The 17280-nt window shown below is 58.6% G+C and carries 8 protein-coding genes; 2 read left to right on the forward strand and 6 right to left on the reverse strand.

Features of this window, described 5'->3' with window-relative positions:
• Window positions 1–247: 247 nt before the first annotated feature.
• Together EDD77_RS03530 and EDD77_RS03535 are read right to left on the reverse strand one after the other, a co-directional pair.
• Entirely contained in the window at window positions 248–2935 is a 2688-nt protein-coding gene (locus EDD77_RS03530; RefSeq protein WP_058966834.1) for a DNA translocase FtsK, read from the reverse strand.
• 141 nt (window positions 2936–3076) lie between these two features.
• Window positions 3077–3826, reverse strand: a complete 750-nt coding sequence (locus EDD77_RS03535; RefSeq protein ID WP_058966836.1) for a ClpP family protease — start codon at window positions 3824–3826, stop codon at window positions 3077–3079.
• Window positions 3827–4060: 234 nt separating this feature from the next.
• Between EDD77_RS03535 and EDD77_RS03540 the strand changes: the two genes are divergently transcribed.
• Both EDD77_RS03540 and EDD77_RS03545 read left to right on the forward strand, forming a co-directional pair.
• Window positions 4061–4699, forward strand: a complete 639-nt coding sequence (locus tag EDD77_RS03540) for a redox-sensing transcriptional repressor Rex (RefSeq protein WP_058966838.1) — start codon at window positions 4061–4063, stop codon at window positions 4697–4699.
• 102 nt (window positions 4700–4801) lie between these two features.
• Window positions 4802–5416, forward strand: a complete 615-nt coding sequence (locus tag EDD77_RS03545) for a thymidine kinase (RefSeq protein WP_058966840.1) — start codon at window positions 4802–4804, stop codon at window positions 5414–5416.
• A gap of 51 nt (window positions 5417–5467) precedes the next feature.
• Here the strand turns inward: EDD77_RS03545 and EDD77_RS03550 are convergent, their stop codons facing one another.
• From EDD77_RS03550 to ileS, 4 genes are all read right to left on the reverse strand, one after another.
• Window positions 5468–6454, reverse strand: coding sequence for a nucleoid-associated protein (locus EDD77_RS03550; RefSeq protein ID WP_058966842.1), 987 nt, complete (start codon window positions 6452–6454; stop codon window positions 5468–5470).
• A gap of 151 nt (window positions 6455–6605) precedes the next feature.
• Entirely contained in the window at window positions 6606–7712 is a 1107-nt protein-coding gene (locus EDD77_RS03555) for a hypothetical protein (protein ID WP_058966844.1), read from the reverse strand.
• A gap of 46 nt (window positions 7713–7758) precedes the next feature.
• Window positions 7759–13371 (reverse strand): fibronectin type III domain-containing protein, encoded by a 5613-nt coding sequence (locus EDD77_RS03560; RefSeq protein ID WP_058966846.1) that lies wholly within the window; start codon window positions 13369–13371, stop codon window positions 7759–7761.
• Between the two features lie 510 nt (window positions 13372–13881).
• On the reverse strand, window positions 13882–17001 hold the full coding sequence (ileS, locus tag EDD77_RS03565; RefSeq protein ID WP_058966848.1) for an isoleucine--tRNA ligase: 3120 nt from the start codon (window positions 16999–17001) through the stop codon (window positions 13882–13884).
• Window positions 17002–17280 lie beyond the last annotated feature (279 nt).

Here is a 17280-nt window from a genome sequence, read left to right on the forward strand (position 1 = left end):
GACAAGACCTCAGCTTTGCTATACCTTTTTTGAACCATCCCTTTTTCACCACCACCATTCATTTTCGGGGTTGATTTTTAATAGTTAATCTTTCTATTCCTCGCGGGCCAAAGCGGCCCGGTTCCATTGGTAAAACACATCCGTGATCGCAGAGCGCCCCCGGCAGGCCGCTGGTCTGCCGGGGGCACGAACGTCTGGCTTGATTCTATTGTAGCAAATCCCGCCCTGCATGTACAAGAGCGCAGGTTCAGGGAATCTCCTCCGGCACAGGGGCATTGTCCGCCCGCATGGACCGTTCGATCCACTGTTGACGGGTGATGAGCACCTCCCGAGGCTTGGCGCCCTGATAGGGTCCGATCACGCCCAGCTGCTCCATATCGTCCATGATGCGGGCAGCGCGGGCATAGCCCAGCTTGCACTTGCGCTGTAAAAGGCTGGTGGACGCCTGCCCGGCATCGATGACAACCTCCACCGCCTGTTCCAGCATGGGGTCGTGGCCGTCGTCCTCGTCGTCGCCGTCGCCGCCGGAGGCCTTCTCGGGCACCGCGTGCTTTTCCATCTCCTCGATCATCTTCTCGTCGTACTGGGAGGTGTTGTCCTTCTTGATGAAGTCCAGCACGGCACTGATCTCCTCATCCTTCACATAGGTACCCTGAATGCGCAGGGGCTTGGATGCGCCCACCGGCATGAAGAGCATGTCGCCCATGCCCAGCAGTTTCTCCGCGCCGCCCGCATCCAGAATGGTACGGCTGTCCACCTGGCTGGATACCGCGAAGGCGATTCGGCTGGGAATGTTGGCCTTGATCAGACCGGTGATTACATCCACGCTGGGGCGCTGGGTGGCCACGATCAGGTGCATGCCCGCGGCGCGGGCCTTCTGGGCAATGCGGCAGATGTAGTCCTCCACCTCTTTGCCAGCCACCATCATCAGGTCAGCCAACTCGTCGATGATAATGGCGATGTAGGGCAGCTTTTCCATACCGTCGGTCTCGGCGGCCATCCGGTTGAAGCTCTTGATGTCGCGCACGTTGTTCTCAGCAAACAGATGGTAACGGCGCTCCATCTCGGCCACGGCGCTGCCCAGCGCACCCGCCGCCTTGCGGGGCTCGGTGACCACCGGCATCAGCAGATGGGGAATGCCGTTGTATTCCGCCAGCTCCACCACCTTGGGGTCGATGAGAATAAGCTTCACGTCCTCCGGGCTGGAACGGTACAAAAAGCTGATGATGATGCTGTTCACGCACACCGACTTACCGCTGCCGGTGGAACCAGCGATCAGCAGGTGGGGCATCTTGCACAGGTCCGCCACCTGAGCGTTGCCGGCAATGTCCTTGCCCAGTGCCAGCGTCAGGGGCGAGGCGCTGCGGGTGTAGGCCTGGGACTCAAAGATTCCCCGGATACCCACCGGACTGGATTTCCGGTTGGGCACCTCCACGCCCACGGCAGGCTTGCCGGGAATGGGCGCCTCGATGCGCACGCCGGCCGCCGCCAGATTCAGCGCAATGTCGTCGGCAAGGCCGGTAATCCGGCTGATCTTCACGCCGGCCAGCGGCTGCAGCTCGTATCGGGTTACCGAGGGGCCGCGGCAGATGTCCAGCACGCGGGTTTTTACGCCAAAGCTCTCCAGCGTGCTCACCAGCAGCTCGGCGTTCTTTTTCAGTTCGGCTTCCACGCCCGGATCCTCCGCGGATTCCATCACCTGGAACAGGTCCAGCGGGGGGTACCGGTAAGCCGCGGGCCGTTCGGCAGGCTCGGCCAGCGCGGTTTCTGCCGGGGCTGCCGCCGGGTTCAGCGGACGCAGGGGTTCGCCATAGGAATTGCCCATGGTCTGGCTGGGTTCCATGGCCTTGTGGATCAGGCTGTCCAGCTCGGTGCCGCCGGTGGCAGGCTGCTCCAGATCCAGCGGAATCGGCTGATCCAGCTGGAAGGGAGGCTCGTCCGCGTCGGAGGGTTCCGGCGCATCGTCAAACCGCATCTCCCAGGCATAATCCGGGCTGCTGCTGGGGTAAGGCTCGAAGCCCACATCCGGGTCGGACTGGGGCTCCTCCATGGGAATTTCGGTTTCAAACTCACTGGGCTCGGAAGGCTGAGAAGAATCCATGGGAGGATACATGCCGAAGGTACCACCAGGGCCCACCAGCGGCTCCTCAGGCTGGGGTTCGATCTCGGTGGCAACCACCGGGTCCGGCCCAAGGTCGATGTCCACCTGAGGCTTTCTCCGGAAGCGCTGGGTAAAGGCCTCCTGTTTTTGCTGGCGGACAGCCGCACGCTCCTGAGCGGCAGCGCGGCGCTCGGGCTCCCGGCGCAGCTGCTCCTCTTCCCAGGCCTCACGCTGCTGGCGGGCAGCGTCCCGGTCGGCACGCCAGTCGCCCAGATAATCCTCCGCAATCTGCCACAGGTCACCCGGCGTTACGCCCATATACCACATGATCATGGCAATGAGCAGAATCACCAGCAGGATGTTCGCCGCCGGATGGCCGCACAGAGCCAGCAGGGTGCCGCCAATAATGCCGCCCAACAGGCCACCGCCGAGAATTCCCTGCCCATTGGCGTACAGCGCGGCTGTGGTCTCGCCGAAGCTCAGGCCCACCAGATCAATTTTGGAAAATACCACCGCCGTGCCGCAGATAAGCATCATCAGCAGCAGAGACTTGGCACAGCGCGCCCAGATGGGCCGCCCCAATGCCACCAGTACCGCAATGTAAAGCAGAACCGGCCCCAGCAAGTAGGTGCACACGCCGAACACACCGAACAGCACGCCGCGCAGCATGGCCCAGACCGACTGCCCGGCCACCAGCGCCATGGCGATGAGAACGATGCCCAGGCCAAACAGCAGAATGCTCCAGCTCTGGGCCACATCCGGCTGGCTGCGCCGCGAGCGGGAGCGGGTGGTTTTCGCGCCGCTTCTCGCGGCGGGTTTCTTCTTTTGTGCCATACGTTTCTTTCCCTCGTTGTATGTATTTCCGGCCCCCGCTCCGGAAAAGACCGGGCAGCGGGGACGCCGCGCTCTGTGCGCGGGAATATCTTTTCGGAACTTATCTATTGTAGCATAAAACAAAAGGTTTTAAAACCCAATTTATCGGACACTTTCTCCCTGTCGTGCCCCTTCGCCGCCACCCGTGCCGGTTCGATTGGCTTCAATCTGGCAATAAAGATAGTTCAGCGCGTCACCCAGGCCGCCCAGCTCGTCGATCAGGCCCTCTTCCACGGCCTGTTCACCACCCAGCACGGTGCCCACATCCATCACCAGCTCGCCGGTGTGCATCATCAGTTCCAGAAACCTTTTTTCGCTGATGTTGGAATGACTTTCCACAAAACCGGTAATCCGCTCCTGCATCTGCTCAAAATAGCGCATGGTCTGGGGCACCCCCAAAACCAGACCGGAATGGCGCACCGGATGAATGGTCATGGTGGCGGTGGGTACAATGAAGCTGCGCTTTGCACTGACCGCCAGCGGAATGCCAATGGAGTGCCCGCCCCCCAGCACCAGCGCTGCGCTGGGCTTGGTCACTCCGCTGATCAGCTCGGCCAGAGCAAGCCCGGCCTCCACATCACCGCCTACCGTATTCAGAATCACCAGCAGGCCCTCAATTTCCGGATCCTCCTCAATGGCCACCAGCTGAGGGATCACATGTTCATAGCGAGTCACCTTCTGTTCCTGCCCGGCGCTCACATGCCCCTCGATCAGGCCAATCACCGTAAGGCAGTGGATGGCATGACGGCCCTTGGTGCGGATCACCGAACCGGTATCCATCATGAAATCCTGCTCCAGCTTCTCCTGTTCCACCTGTGCATCGGTGGGCTGCGATGTATCATTTTTGAGCATTGGTCCGTTCTCTCCTTTGCATTTTTCTATCAGTTTGCACGAATTTTTTGTCTTTATGCCTTGCAAGCGCTCCGGCAGGCCGCAATTGGTTTGACAAGGCTTTTGGAATCCAGTATTATAAAGTATGGATATTTAAGCAAAAGGCCCGGTCGCGCCTTTTGCCCCCCGCGGCGCGAGCACGGCCACAGTGCCGGCCCGACGCCCGAAATCAAATCAAAAGACGGTGATTGTTTTATGAATCATGCTCAGGGAAAGGTTTCTCTGCCGGTGATCAAGCGGCTGCCCAAATATTACCGCTATATCAGCCAGATGCAGCAAAATGGCGTGGTGAAGGTTTCTTCCAGCGAACTGGCCCGGATGATGGGCACCACCGCAAGCCAGGTGCGCCAGGATTTCAACTGCTTCGGTGGATTTGGCCAGCAGGGAATCGGCTATAATGTGGATGTGCTGCTGCACGAGATCGGCCGCCTGCTGTTTGGCGACGGCGAAAAGCTGCCCACCATTCTGATCGGCGCCGGCCGTCTTGGCCGGGCGGTCTCCCGTTTTCTGACCACCGATACCAACGGGTATCATCTGCTGGCCGTATTTGACGTGCAGCAGGATCTGGTGGGCCAGAATCTGGACGGCATCCCCATTCATCACATCGACGAGCTGGAGGACTTCTGTGCAACCCACAAGCCTCAGGTGGCCGTTCTCTGTCTGCCCCGCGAGGGCGCAAAGGAGCTGTCCGGCCGGCTGGTGGAGCTGGGAATCCGGGGCTTCTGGAACTTCAGTCATTATGATCTTTCCATCCCTTACCCCAATGTAACGGTGGAAAATGCCCACCTGGGCGACAGCCTGATGAGCCTTGGCTATCGGCTGCGCAACGACTGATTACATCAAAAACAGCAGCCCGGCTGCGTTCTGCGCAGCCGGGCTGACTTTTGGCAAGGGGCACGCCCGCCCTTCGCCTTACAAAGAGGTTTGTGCAACACTATGGCAAAATTGTATTTTCGCTACGGCGCCATGAACAGCGGCAAAAGCACCGCCCTGATGCAGGTGGCCTACAATTACGAGGAACGTGGCATGCGGGTGCTGGTAATGAAACCCAGCGTGGACACCAAGGGCGGCGACAAACTGGTCAGCCGTCTGGGCGTAACCCGGCTGGTGGACATTGCCGTAACTCCCAAGCTGGATATTCTGGATCTGGTAAAAGACCTGCTGACCCGTGCGCCCGCGCCGGCCTGCATCCTCACCGACGAAAGCCAGTTCTTCACCCCTGAGCAGGTGGAGCAGCTGCTGCGCATCACCGTGGAGCTGAATATCCCGGTGATCGCCTACGGCCTGCGTACGGATTTCTCGCTGAAGGGTTTCCCCGGCTCCACCCGCCTGTTGGAGCTGGCCCATGCGGTGGAAGAGATGAAAACCATCTGCTTCTGCGGTCGCAAGGCCACCTGCAACGGCCGCAAGGTAAACGGTGAATTTGTATTTGAAGGCGATCAGGTTGTCATCGACCAGGGCGGCGACGTGGAATATGTAAGCCTGTGTGCCCAGTGCTATTTCAGGGAGCGGGAGGATTTTTACCGCCGCCACCCGCGCATTACTGTTTGATAATAAACAAAAACACCCGGATGCTATTTACAGACATCCGGGTGTTTTTATTTACAGTACCACGCCCTTGACCAGCAGCGAGATGGTTCCGTCCGGCTCGTTGACGAACTCCACATAATCGTTGTCTCCCCGCAGCAGACTGGTGGGGATCTTCATCTCAATGCCACTTTCGGTTTTGATGGACTGGTATTCCATCCGCTTGATGCGGGCAGGCGGCACCGACACCGTTTCCTCCAGCGGCATATTTGCCTCTTCCAGCTCCTGGGTGAAGGATTCCACCGCCAGCGGGAACTGCTCTTCCAGCCGCTCCTTGACCCGCTGCACCTCCAGATTGCCGTCTCCGGCCACCGCCTCTTCGCAAAGAATAGCCGCGATCTCACTGTCGCTCTTCTGGTTATCCTCATAGCTCTGGCGCACCGCCTGCGCTGCTGCAGCCTGCACCGTTTGCAGCTTGGCCCGCTCAGGCTGGGCCTGGGTGCTGCGCAGAATCCGCTCGGACAGATAGAAGATTTTAGCTCCATCCACCTCATATTTCTTTTCCACCAGCTTGATGGAGCCGTCGGTCATGTCCACAATCACCGACTCATCCGGCTTGGAACCGGCGGCAGGCAGCAGGGTGCGCTGCTTGATCAGCGCGTTATAGTGCTGCCCCTCCACCTGCTGATAGTAGTGGGCATAGGCAGCCTTATAGTTCATTTTCAGAATGGCAATGCTCTCGTGACCGTTGATCGAACAGTACACCACGATCAGATCCGCATTGGGGATGGCCGGGCTGGTGCGCATGACCTGAAAGAATTCATCCGCCACCTGCTTGGAGCACTGCACAAAATCCTGATTTTCCAGAAGAAGCGCCGGAAAAGTGGATTCCGGCAAAAAACTGCAGTTTTTTACTGCGTCATTGTAATAGGCCTTTTCCAGATGAGCCGCCAGATAGTCGGCGGTATCGCCGTCCAGCTCCAGCAGCCGGTCAGAGAACACCGGCGCACCGCCGCTGGAATCGAGCACATGCACAATGGCCTTGAAAATCTGTAATTCCATGGGATCGTTTCCTTTCGGTTAACATTCTTTTTTATTATAGCGGAAAAGCCGTCATTTGGGTAGTGGTGCGCCAAAGCAAAAGCCGCCCGGAACAATCCGGGCGGCTTTTGCTGCTTGCTTTTATGGAGAAATTGAAGAGGAAGTGAATGAATCAGTCGCGGCCGCGGCGCCAGATTACCACGCCGGCAGCCACAGCGGCAGCCACCACCACAATGCCGATTACCACATGCAGTACACTCACCTTGGATTTTTCGGTCTGGGAAGCGGTGCTCTGGTTCTGAGCCTGGCTTTCACTCTCGGCTGCCTGGCTCTGGGCTTCGCTGGAGGCAGACTCACTCTGAGCCTGGCTCTCTTCGGAAGCGGACTCGCTCACCGCGCTCTGAGCGGTGGAGGAAGTACCGGGGGTCTTGCTGGTCGCAGTGGTTCCGGGCTGCGCAGTGGCGCTGGCAGCAGTACCACTCTGGTTATTGCTGCTCTGATTGCTGCCGTTCTGATTGGAACCGCCGGAAGGCTTCTGGGTTGCCTCAGGCTGCTGTGTGGCTTCCGGCTGCTGAGTTGCCTCAGGCTTCTGGGTAGCTTCCGGCTTCTGAGTTGCCTCGGGCTTCTGGGTAGCTTCCGGCTTCTGAGTTGCCTCGGGCTTCTGGGTAGCTTCCGGCTTCTGAGTTGCCTCAGGCTTCTGGGTAGCTTCCGGCTGCTCGGTGGGTTCGGGATCAGGCGATACTTCGCCCACATTCACATTCAGGGTTTCGGCCTGCATGGTCAGGGTTTCCTTGGAAGAACCCGCCCGAAGCAGACTCAGGCCGCTTGCCAGCTGCTCGGCAGAATCCTCATCCTCTCTGGGCAGGCCGGTGGTGATGGCCAGCTCCAGATATTCGCCTTCCGCCGCTTTCACCTGGATGCTGCCCAGGTCGGTTTTATCGTTATCAAACAGCTGACCGTTTGCACCCGCCACATAGACGGTGAGGACGCCGCTGTTCTGATCAAAGCTGTAACGCTTTACGGTACCGGCCAGATCATTGTCGAAATCAAAGCTCACACTGGCCTTGTCCAGCGAGCCGGATACGGGATTCAGCGTGAAGCTCATCTGCAGAGCATTCACGCCCTCGCCCGCGCCTGCCTGATGCAGATCCAGGGACACTTTGGCCCCTCCTTCAACAGGCTGCAGGCTGGCGGCCGCATCCGCGGCCGCCAACCCCTGCAGGGGCATCGCCATGACCAAAACCGCAGCCCCGATCAGGCCGATGATTTTTTTGTTCATGTCTTACTCCTTTATGCTTGGCCCCGAAGCGGGGCAATACCAATTCTTACTTATCCCCGGAAATGGTGATGGAGGGCAGGCTCTCGGGTACCTGCACCCACAGGGAGTCACTGACCAGACGCTGGCCCTGATTGGTGAGGGCATCGTCCACACGGTACAGCTCCACGCGCACCTGCTCGGGCAGAACTGCGTCGGGGCTGATCCAGTAGACCCAGCGGCCGTCGGAGGTGTTGCCCAGATCGCCCTTGTCCGGAACCGGAGCCAGAATGATCTGCTCGGCACTGCCCTCGCCGTTTTCACCGTAGCCCACAATCTTGCCATTCTGATCGTAAACGATCACGGCATTGTAAGCCGGGTTGCCCTTGTACTGGCCCACGAAGATCACGGAACCCGCCGGGATGAACCCATCGGTGTATTCGCTCTCCTCGTAGAGCTCCTGGTCATAGATGTAATCCTCTGCCAGAATGCCGACGCCATCCTCAAACAGCTCCACATTGTCGCCGGTGGGGCCCAGCACATCCAGCTCGGTGATGCTCACGGTCTGAGCACCCTGGAAGGTCAGGCGCAAGGCGGTGGCGCCGCTGGTGCGCATCCAGCCTTCGTCATTCACCGCGTATACGGTGGTGGAACCGGTGTCCTGCAGGCTTTCAACGCTTACGGGAACATCCACCCACTGGTCGTTTTCCTCCAGCTGAAGGACCAGAGTACCCGCGGGCACCTGACCCGCACCGCTCATCAGAGTGAACTTGAAGCCGGTCACATCCAGCTCCTTGCCGAACTGCACCTCGATCATGGCATCTCCGCTCTGGGCGGTACCGGTGTAGGTGGTGCCCAGATTGTCGTCGAAGGCCAGACCAATGGCGGATTTCACGCTGGCGTGGTCATGGGCGCCGGGATCAAAGCCGGCATCCGGATCCTGCTCGTCGTGATCCACCTCGGTGTCCTGCTCAGAGGTCATGTTGGTGGTAACGATCCAGGCGCTCTTGTCCTGGCTGCCGTCGTGGCTGATCTTGATCGCATCCAGAGAAACGGCCTCGGCGTAATCCAGATACTGATCCACAGGAATAATCTGATAGATAAAGGCACGGTTGTTGATGGTGGTTACCGTATCGGTAAAGGTAGCCGCGCCGTTCTCGTCCGCCAGCACAAAGCCAACGGTCTCGTTGTTTTCCTTGCCGCCGGAGATGGAGATCCGGTTGATCTCGTAGCCCAGCAGGCTGGAGGAAGCGGTCTGGGGAGCAATGGTCAGACTTACCTGATTCTGCGCCAGGCCGTTGGTGCCGTTGCCCTGAGTGCGAGTCACATCAGCAGCGCTGATTACGCTCTGACCCTTCAGGCTCTCACCATTCGGGTTCTGGATGCGGTAGCTCTGAGCCGAGTCATTCACATAGTAAATGGCACGGGTCTCAGGCTCGAACTGGCTCACATAGGCCGTGGTCTCCTCGTTGGCCACCAGGCCCCAGCGCAGGAAGAACTCGCTCAGATCCTTCTGAGCGGCCGCGCTGGCCAGTCGGATGATGTTCTGCTCGGAACCGCCGTTCAGCTTCAGGGCAACGCCGCCGGGAGCGGGAGCCTTGGAGGGAGTGCGGGAATAGGTATCCACCCGGGCAAAGAACAGATTGTCAAAGACCTCCTGCTGGGTATCAAAGGTCTTGTAGGGGTAGTAGTTGTCGTAGGCCAGACGCAGCTGCCAGTACATGGCCAGCTGCAGGAACACGTCGCTGGCGCGGCCGATGGTACCGCTGGTCACCTTGTCGTACACGGCATTGTAACCGAAGCGTACGCCGCTGGTACCGTAGGTAGCCAGCTGAGCGAAGTAGTTGTTGGTCACCTCAGCGATGGCATAGCTGGACTGGTTAATGTCGTGGCCGATCTCATGACCGATGCCCCAGCCGAACAGATCGCCGGACAGGTAGGCACCGTTCTCGTCAGCCTGCAGGGGCTGACCCTGCACCACGCCGGGCACAGAGCCCCAGCCAATGCCGATGTGGTTGCCGGCTGCATACATGAAGGCGCCGGCGAACATGCGCATGTAACGGATGTTCAGATGCTGACTGGGCACACGGTTGATGGCTTCCGACGCATTCTCGGTCAGGCCCTTGTGCTGGTAGAACAGCTCCATGGTCTGATCCATGGCCAGCATGGAATCGTTCAGGCGCTTGGCCTTTTCGGCGGTGGTGCCGCTGCCCAGACCCGCCAGCACCTGCTGGGCGGACAGGGAGAACAGCATGTGGTCGCCCATCAGCTCGGTAGCGCCCAGGATGCACTCTTCCTCGTTGTACTCGTAGTTGACGTTGGCATTGCTGCTGCCGGCATGCTCCTGCTCATGCAGAGCTTCCAGACCGGCCACATAGCTTTTCAGCTCTTTCACATACGCCTCGGTCAGAGCCAGACGCTCGGACTCGTCCTCGATGCCGTACAGGTCCAGCATGGGGATGGTGGTACCACCCGCCACACGCACACCATATTTGCTGGTCTTGTTGCTGGCGGCGTAGTACACATACAGGGAGCCGCCGCGCTCGAAGTCCTTGCTCACAATGACAGGAATGGTAAAGGTGTTCTCGCCCACCTTCAGCCGGCCGATCTGCTTCATGAAGCTGCCGGACTCGGCATTGTACTGGGTCGCCACCAGATACAGATCGGTGTTGGTACCGGTCTGCAGATCGGGGTTGCCCACATAAATGGTGATTTCCTCACCGGCAGCGGCGGTCACGCCCAGAGGTTGCCAGGGATTCAGGCCGGTGAAGCCCAGGCTGTTATCCGCATAGCCGCTCACATTGGCGCCCATGGCCTTGATGTGCTGCACGGGGCGCAGGTTGCTGCTGTTAGCCAGCAGATCGGCCGCGGTGTCCAGCTCGCGCTTGAGCTGAGTGTAGTTGGGATGCAGCTCGCCGCTGACTTCATCGGGAGTATCCAGACGGGTGTACAGCGCATTGATCACGCTCTGATCCACATCCTCCCGCAGGGTGGTGTGGTAATCGTCTGCATACAGGGCCATGATATCTTCGTAGATGCTGTCATAGCCATAGAAACGCATTTCAGCGATCTTGATGCTTCTGGTCCAGCCGGTGGTGGTGCACAGATGCAGCTGATCGGTGACGATCCTGGTGCCGAAATCAATGTAGAAGTGACGGCGGCCGTTCTCATCGGTGCGGGTGTTCACACGCAGACCGGAGATCTCCTTCATGGAGTCGGTCTCCAGATCATGGTACCACACACGCACACTGCTGATGGCACCGTTTTCCGGCTCTGCAAAAGCCATGGCGCCAAACTCATAGGTGCCGTCAAAGGCTACTCGCAGGCCGCGGTCGTTGGGAGGCCAGCCGTAGTTCACGCCGTCGTCCCAGTCATTCACAGAGTAGTAGGAGGACTGGTCGCCATCCACCACGCCCAGGGCGCTTCTGCTGCCAGCCGCGTCCAGCGGGCTGTTCACCATCATGTTGGTGCCGCGCATGGTGGTCACGCTCTGGATGTGAGCGGTGAGCTGGCCCACACCGTTGGAGGTGTTGATCAGCTTGTAGGAGGGCATCCAGGCCGGCTCCAGGCTCAGGGTCTTGGCCAGCGCCGGAATGGCGTTGGGGCCGTCGCCCAGCTCGTTGGTGCCGTATACGGTGACCTCATACTCCACATTTTCTTCCAGATTGTCAATCTTGTAGCTGTTGGCGGTGATATTTCTGGCCGCCACAGTGTATTCCGCGTTTGCATCGCTCTTTTTGCGATACAGAACGGTGTAGCTGTCGGTATCCACCATGTCTTTCCAGTGCAGACTGATGGAGCGGTAGCCGCCGCTTGCCTCCAGATTGTCGGGGGCGTCGGGCTTCTTCTCCACCACCGGCTTCACGGTGATGGGATCGCAGTAACCGCTGGACCACTCACCGTTCAGAGACTGAACCTGCACGGTGTATTCCTTGCCGTTGACCAGCTTGCTGCCGTTCAGGCTGTCCACCAGAAGCTGGTTGGCGGTGGTGCGGATGGTGGCGGTAACATTTCCGGTGGAACCCTTTACAGGGCCGGTGATCTTGACCTCATAGGCAGTCACATTCGTTGCAGCCTTCCAGGTCAGCAGGAACGCCTTATCGGAACCGGTGCCGCTCAGGCCCTCGGGAATACTCATCTCAGGCTCGGGAATGCGATTCTCCATGCCGTTCAGGAATTCCACCTTGGAGATCTCGGCCAGATTGTTGCTCTGGGTGGCAGTGATGGTCAGGGTGATCTTCTTCACCGCAACCTGCTTGCCGAAGTTGATCTCCAAGGTGCCGTCCGCCTTGCGGGTGGCGGTGGCGGAAGTGGTGAACAGGCTGAACAGGGCAATACCGCGGGCCTTCTCTTCCTGAATCTCCACCGGGATGGTACCCTCCTGGCCGTTTTCGTCCACATAAGTAACCAGGATGGTACCTGCGGTCACCGCACCCTCACTGTTGGCGGGCGCCTGAATGGTCATACCGTCCATCTTGGGCAGTTCTTCTGCGGTCACGTCCTGATCATCGCCGGCAAAGTTGAAGTCAACCACAATGGGCTTTTCACTGATGGAAGTGCCATCCTCATTGCCCAGCGTTACGCCGCCGTTTTCGTTTACCAGATCCTTCAGGCTGCCGGTAACGGCAATCTCATCGCTCACGACGGGATCTGCAACATTATCCGCCACGCGGGTCTGCACAGTGGAGTACACATCGCCCACCTGCGCCTCTTCGCCGGTCAGGTTGTCAGCCAGCAGCTGCAGATCCGCCAGATCCACTTCGCCGCTGCCATTCAGGTCGGCCAGGCCACCCTGAACGCCGTTCTCAATGGCATTTACAATGGTATCGGCATCGTCGCCATTCAGCACACCGTCGCCGTTGGCATCGCCCACACGCAGCACACCGGGGTGAGCGGTGCTGCCGTAGCCGGCCAGATCGTCGGTGTACAGGGTCAACTCGCTGTACATGTTCTGGCTCACTTCCAGAGACTGGGTGTATGTGGCAAAGCCGGGAGCAGTGATTACCACCTGATAGCTGCCGGGCTCAAGACCGGTTTCGCTGAGCTTCAGCCGGGAGGCCTGACCCTCTTTGTTTTCCGTCAGCTGCCCGCCGACCTGTGCAACCGGCATTTCCTCTCCGTTTCGGTACAGGGTCATGACGAAGTCCACATTTTTCCCCATCACCATGGCTGCGTTGATTACAACAGACACGCCGCCGTTGGGCTCGGTCTCGGTGGGTTCCTCCACCTCATCCAGCAGCTCCGGCTCTTCCTGCATCTCAAGGGCATTTTCCTCCAGAACGAGCTCACTGGAAGCCAGTTCCTCGGAAACTGCTTCACTGGAAGCTACTTCACTGGAAGCTGCCTCGCTGGAAACACTCTCCTCGGAAGCAGCCTCACTGGAAGCACTTTCCTCGGAGACAGCTTCACTGGAAGTATTCTCTTCGGAAGCAGCTTCACTGGAGGCGCTCTCCTCGGAAACAGCTTCGCTGGAAGCAGGCTCCTCGGTCACAACAGTTTCGGGATCGGTCTCGTCCGGCTGCTGGCTGGCAGGTTCGCCGGCTTCCTTTTCGGACCCGGTCTGTACCTGCACCACCGATACGCTGCTCTGAGCGTCCATGGCTGCCACGGCAGGCAACAGCGCCTGCGAAGCAATGGTAGCCATCATGGTGAACGCCAGCAGATAGGCAATGATCGATTTCATAGTTCGATTGCTCATCCTTTCGTTGGAATTTCTCCACAGATTATCTATGCTTATCCCCAGCTCCCGAAGGAGCCTGGTTCTCTCAGCAGGCACTATTATATCAGTCACAAAAAACTTTTTCAATATTTTAATTTCTAAAATCGTTACCAAATCAATTTTTCAGCTTTTTGCCACAAAACCCCTGTTTTCAAGGAAATATCCGGCGCAATTTCCACAAATCAAGTAGAATTTAAACCCGTCAATTTCCTGTCAAACGGTCACAATTCCAATGGAATTTTTGAATTCGACCAACAAAAGGCGTGTTTTTCCACTAACCGGCTCACCTCTGCTGTCTGGTGTGGCATATCCGATCGGTCACACCGATGGTCATAAAGAGATTCGCCGGGCCGTGTTTCCAGCCCTATTCCCATCTCTTTTTGATTTTCGGTCACAAAAAAAGCCCGCCGCTTCGGAATTTCTTCCCAAGCGGCGGGCTCTTTCTTATTTATATAGGAATCGGTTTCGCGGCGCTCAGACCTTCTTCACGCCCAGGGTAACGGTCTCGCCGTTCACATCCCATTCCTTCACATAGCCGTCGGTGCTGCCGGTCACAACAGCATCCGCCAGCACATCGGAGGCAATGGAATCCTTATTGGCTTCCATCAGGGCGGTGATCTTGTCGTTGCCCATGGCATAGGCGGTGATGTGATCCTCCACATTGAAGCCGGCTTCCTTACGCATGGTCTGCAGCTTGCTTACCAGCTCACGCACAAAGCCTTCCTCCACCAGCTCGGGAGTGAGCTCGGTGTCCAGCGCAACGGTAACCTTGGCATCCTCCACCGAGAAGTACCGCTCGCTGCGGGTCATCTCGATGAGCAGATCCTCCTCGCCCAGCTTGATCTCGCCGGTGGAGAGGGTCAAAGTCAGACTGCCGGTCTCGTCCAGCTCCTTCTTGGCGGCGGGGCCGTTCAGGTTGGCCAGCAGGTTGCGGATCTCGCCCAGCTGCTTGCCGTATTTGGGTCCCAGAGTCTTGAGCTGCGGTTTGAAGGTGTAGTTGGTGAACATGGACATGTCATCGGTAAAGGTGACCTTCTTCACGTTCAGCTCGTCCTCGATGATCTCCACATAGTACTCACCCAGCTTCTCGTCTGCCTTCACAAACATTTCGGCCAGAGGCTGGCGGTTCTTGCGGTTGGCGCCATTGCGGGCGGAACGGCCCAGAACAACGATATCCAGAACCAGTTCCATGTCGCGCTCCAGATCAGCGTCCACAAAGCTCTCGTCCACCACGGGGAAGTCGCACAGATGCACGCTTTCGGGAGCGGACTTGTTCACGCTGCGCACCAGATTCTGATAGATGCTCTCGGCCATGAAGGGGATCATGGGGGCGGCCGCCTTGCAAACAGTCTCCAGAGCAGTGTACAGAGTCATGTAGGCGTTGACCTTATCCTGCTCCATGCCCTTGGCCCAGAAACGCTCACGGCTGCGGCGCACGTACCAGTTGGACAGATCGTCCACGAACTCCTGCAGAGCCCGGGCCGCCTCGGGGATAGCGTACTGATCCAGCTCAGTGTCCACGGTCTTGACCATGGTGTTCATCTTGGACAGAATCCAGCGATCCATAACAGACAGCTTATCCTTCTCCAGGGTGTACTGGGTGGGATCGAAGTTGTCGATGTTTGCGTACAGGATAAAGAAGGCGTAGGTGTTCCACAGAGTGCCCATGAACTTGCGCTGGCCCTCCTGCACAGCCTTGCCGGAGAAGCGCTTGGGCAGCCAGGGTGCACCCGCGGTGTAGAAGTACCAGCGGATGGCGTCGGCTCCGTAGGTGGCCAGAGCGTCGAAGGGATCAACGGCGTTGCCCTTGGACTTGGACATCTTCTGACCGTTCTCATCCTGCACATGACCCATAACCACAACGTTCTTGAAGGGAGCCTTGTTGAACAGCAGGGTGGAGATGGCCATCAGGGAGTAGAACCAGCCACGGGTCTGGTCCACCGCCTCGGAAATAAAGTCGGCCGGGAAGCGGCTCTCGAACACTTCCTTGTTCTCAAACGGATAGTGGTACTGGGCAAAGGGCATGGAACCGGAGTCGAACCAGCAGTCGATCACTTCCGGCACACGCTTCATCTGCTTGCCGCAGTCCGGGCAGGTGATGGTCACCGCGTCGATGTAGGGGCGGTGCAGCTCGATGTTGTCCGGGCAGTTGGGAGACATCTTCTTGAGCTCCTCGATGCTGCCGATGGAGTGACGGCAGCCGCACTCACATTCCCAGATGTTCAGCGGGGTGCCCCAGTAGCGGTTACGGCTGATGCCCCAGTCCTGCACGTTCTCCAGCCAGTCGCCAAAGCGGCCCTTGCCCAGAGAGGCGGGTACCCAGTTTACGGTGTTGTTGTTGCGGATCAGATCGTCCTTCACCGCGGTCATCTTGATGAACCAGGAGTCTCTTGCGTAGTAGATCAGCGGGGTGTCGCAGCGCCAGCAATGGGGATAGCTGTGCTCGAAGACCGGCGCGCTGAACAGCAGACCCCGGGTCTCCAGGTCGATCAGCACTTCCTTGTCGGCCTTTTTGCAGAACATGCCGGCCCACTTGGTCTCCTTGGTCATGCAGCCCTTGGCGTCCACCAGCTGCACGAAGGGCAGGCCGTACTTGCGGCCCACGTTGGAGTCGTCCTCACCGAAGGCGGGAGCAATGTGAACGATACCGGTACCGTCGGTCAGGGTGACGTAGCTGTCGCAGGTCACATACCAGCACTTCTCCTTGGGAGAAACGAAGTCGAACAGGGGCTCGTACTCCTTGTACTCCAGGTCCTTGCCCTGGTAGCTCTCCAGCACGGTGTAACTGCCCTCGCCCAGCACGGTGTCGGCCAGAGCCTGAGCGATGTAGTACACGGTGCCGTCCTCGTTCATCTTGACCTTCACATAAGTCTCGACCGGGTTCACACACAGAGCCACGTTGGAAGGCAGGGTCCAGGGGGTGGTGGTCCAGGCCAGGATGTAGGCGTCTTCGCCCTTGGCCTTGAACTTGGCAATGGCGCTGCGCTCCTTCACGTCCTTATAGCCCTGAGCAACCTCATGGCTGGACAGAGGGGTTCCGCAGCGGGGGCAGTAGGGCACGATCTTGAAGCCCTTGTACAAAAGGCCCTTTTCCCAGATCTGCTTCAAAGCCCACCACTCGGACTCGATGAAGGTGTTGTCATAGGTCACATAGGGGTCGTCCATATCGGCCCAGAAGCCGACGGTGCCGGAGAAATCCTCCCACATGCCCTTGTATTTCCAGACGCTCTCCTTGCACTTCTCAATGAAGGGCTCCAGACCATACTGCTCAATCTGCTCCTTGCCATCCAGGCCCAGCAGTTTCTCCACTTCCAGCTCAACGGGCAGGCCGTGGGTATCCCAGCCGGCCTTGCGGGGCACCTGATAGCCCTTCATGGCCCGGTAGCGGGGGATCATATCCTTGATAACGCGGGTCTCCACATGGCCGATGTGGGGCTTGCCGTTGGCCGTGGGGGGGCCGTCGTAGAACATGTAGGTCGGCCCTTCCTTGCGGGAATCGATGCTCTTCTCAAAGATGTGGCGTTCCTTCCAGAACTTGAGCACGTCCTTCTCGCGGTCAACGAAATTGAGATTCGGGTTTACTTTCTCGTACATCTTAAATCTCGTCCTCCTTGTTTTTCCGTTTTTTGAACGGAACGTACAAAAACAACAGAAAAAGCCTTCGCCCCTGCAAACAGGGCGAAGGCTTTGCGCTTTCGTTGTACCACCTTTTGCTGTGTACCATCATACACGCTCCCCTTAACGGAGGGATGCCGGCGGCGCCTACTGTGAGTTCAGCCCGCAGCTCCGGAGTGATCTTCGGCGGGGCGCTACTGGCGCGGGGCTCACACCCTCCCCCGCTCGCTTGGTCGTTCGCACCGGGCTTACTGTCTC

Origin of the sequence: Allofournierella massiliensis (genome assembly GCF_004345265.1) — a bacterium.
Taxonomy (GTDB): Bacteria; Bacillota; Clostridia; order Oscillospirales; family Ruminococcaceae; genus Allofournierella; species Allofournierella massiliensis.

What these genes read in the sequence shown, in the direction of transcription:
- EDD77_RS03530 (WP_058966834.1), bottom strand. Translation starts at nt 2,935, where the DNA reads ATGGCACAAAAGAAGAAACCCGCCGCGAGAAGCGGCGCGAAAACCACC.
- EDD77_RS03535 (WP_058966836.1), bottom strand. Translation starts at nt 3,826, where the DNA reads ATGCTCAAAAATGATACATCGCAGCCCACCGATGCACAGGTGGAACAG.
- EDD77_RS03540 (WP_058966838.1), top strand. Translation starts at nt 4,061, where the DNA reads ATGAATCATGCTCAGGGAAAGGTTTCTCTGCCGGTGATCAAGCGGCTG.
- EDD77_RS03545 (WP_058966840.1), top strand. Translation starts at nt 4,802, where the DNA reads ATGGCAAAATTGTATTTTCGCTACGGCGCCATGAACAGCGGCAAAAGC.
- EDD77_RS03550 (WP_058966842.1), bottom strand. Translation starts at nt 6,454, where the DNA reads ATGGAATTACAGATTTTCAAGGCCATTGTGCATGTGCTCGATTCCAGC.
- EDD77_RS03555 (WP_058966844.1), bottom strand. Translation starts at nt 7,712, where the DNA reads ATGAACAAAAAAATCATCGGCCTGATCGGGGCTGCGGTTTTGGTCATG.
- EDD77_RS03560 (WP_058966846.1), bottom strand. Translation starts at nt 13,371, where the DNA reads ATGAAATCGATCATTGCCTATCTGCTGGCGTTCACCATGATGGCTACC.
- ileS (WP_058966848.1), bottom strand. Translation starts at nt 17,001, where the DNA reads ATGTACGAGAAAGTAAACCCGAATCTCAATTTCGTTGACCGCGAGAAG.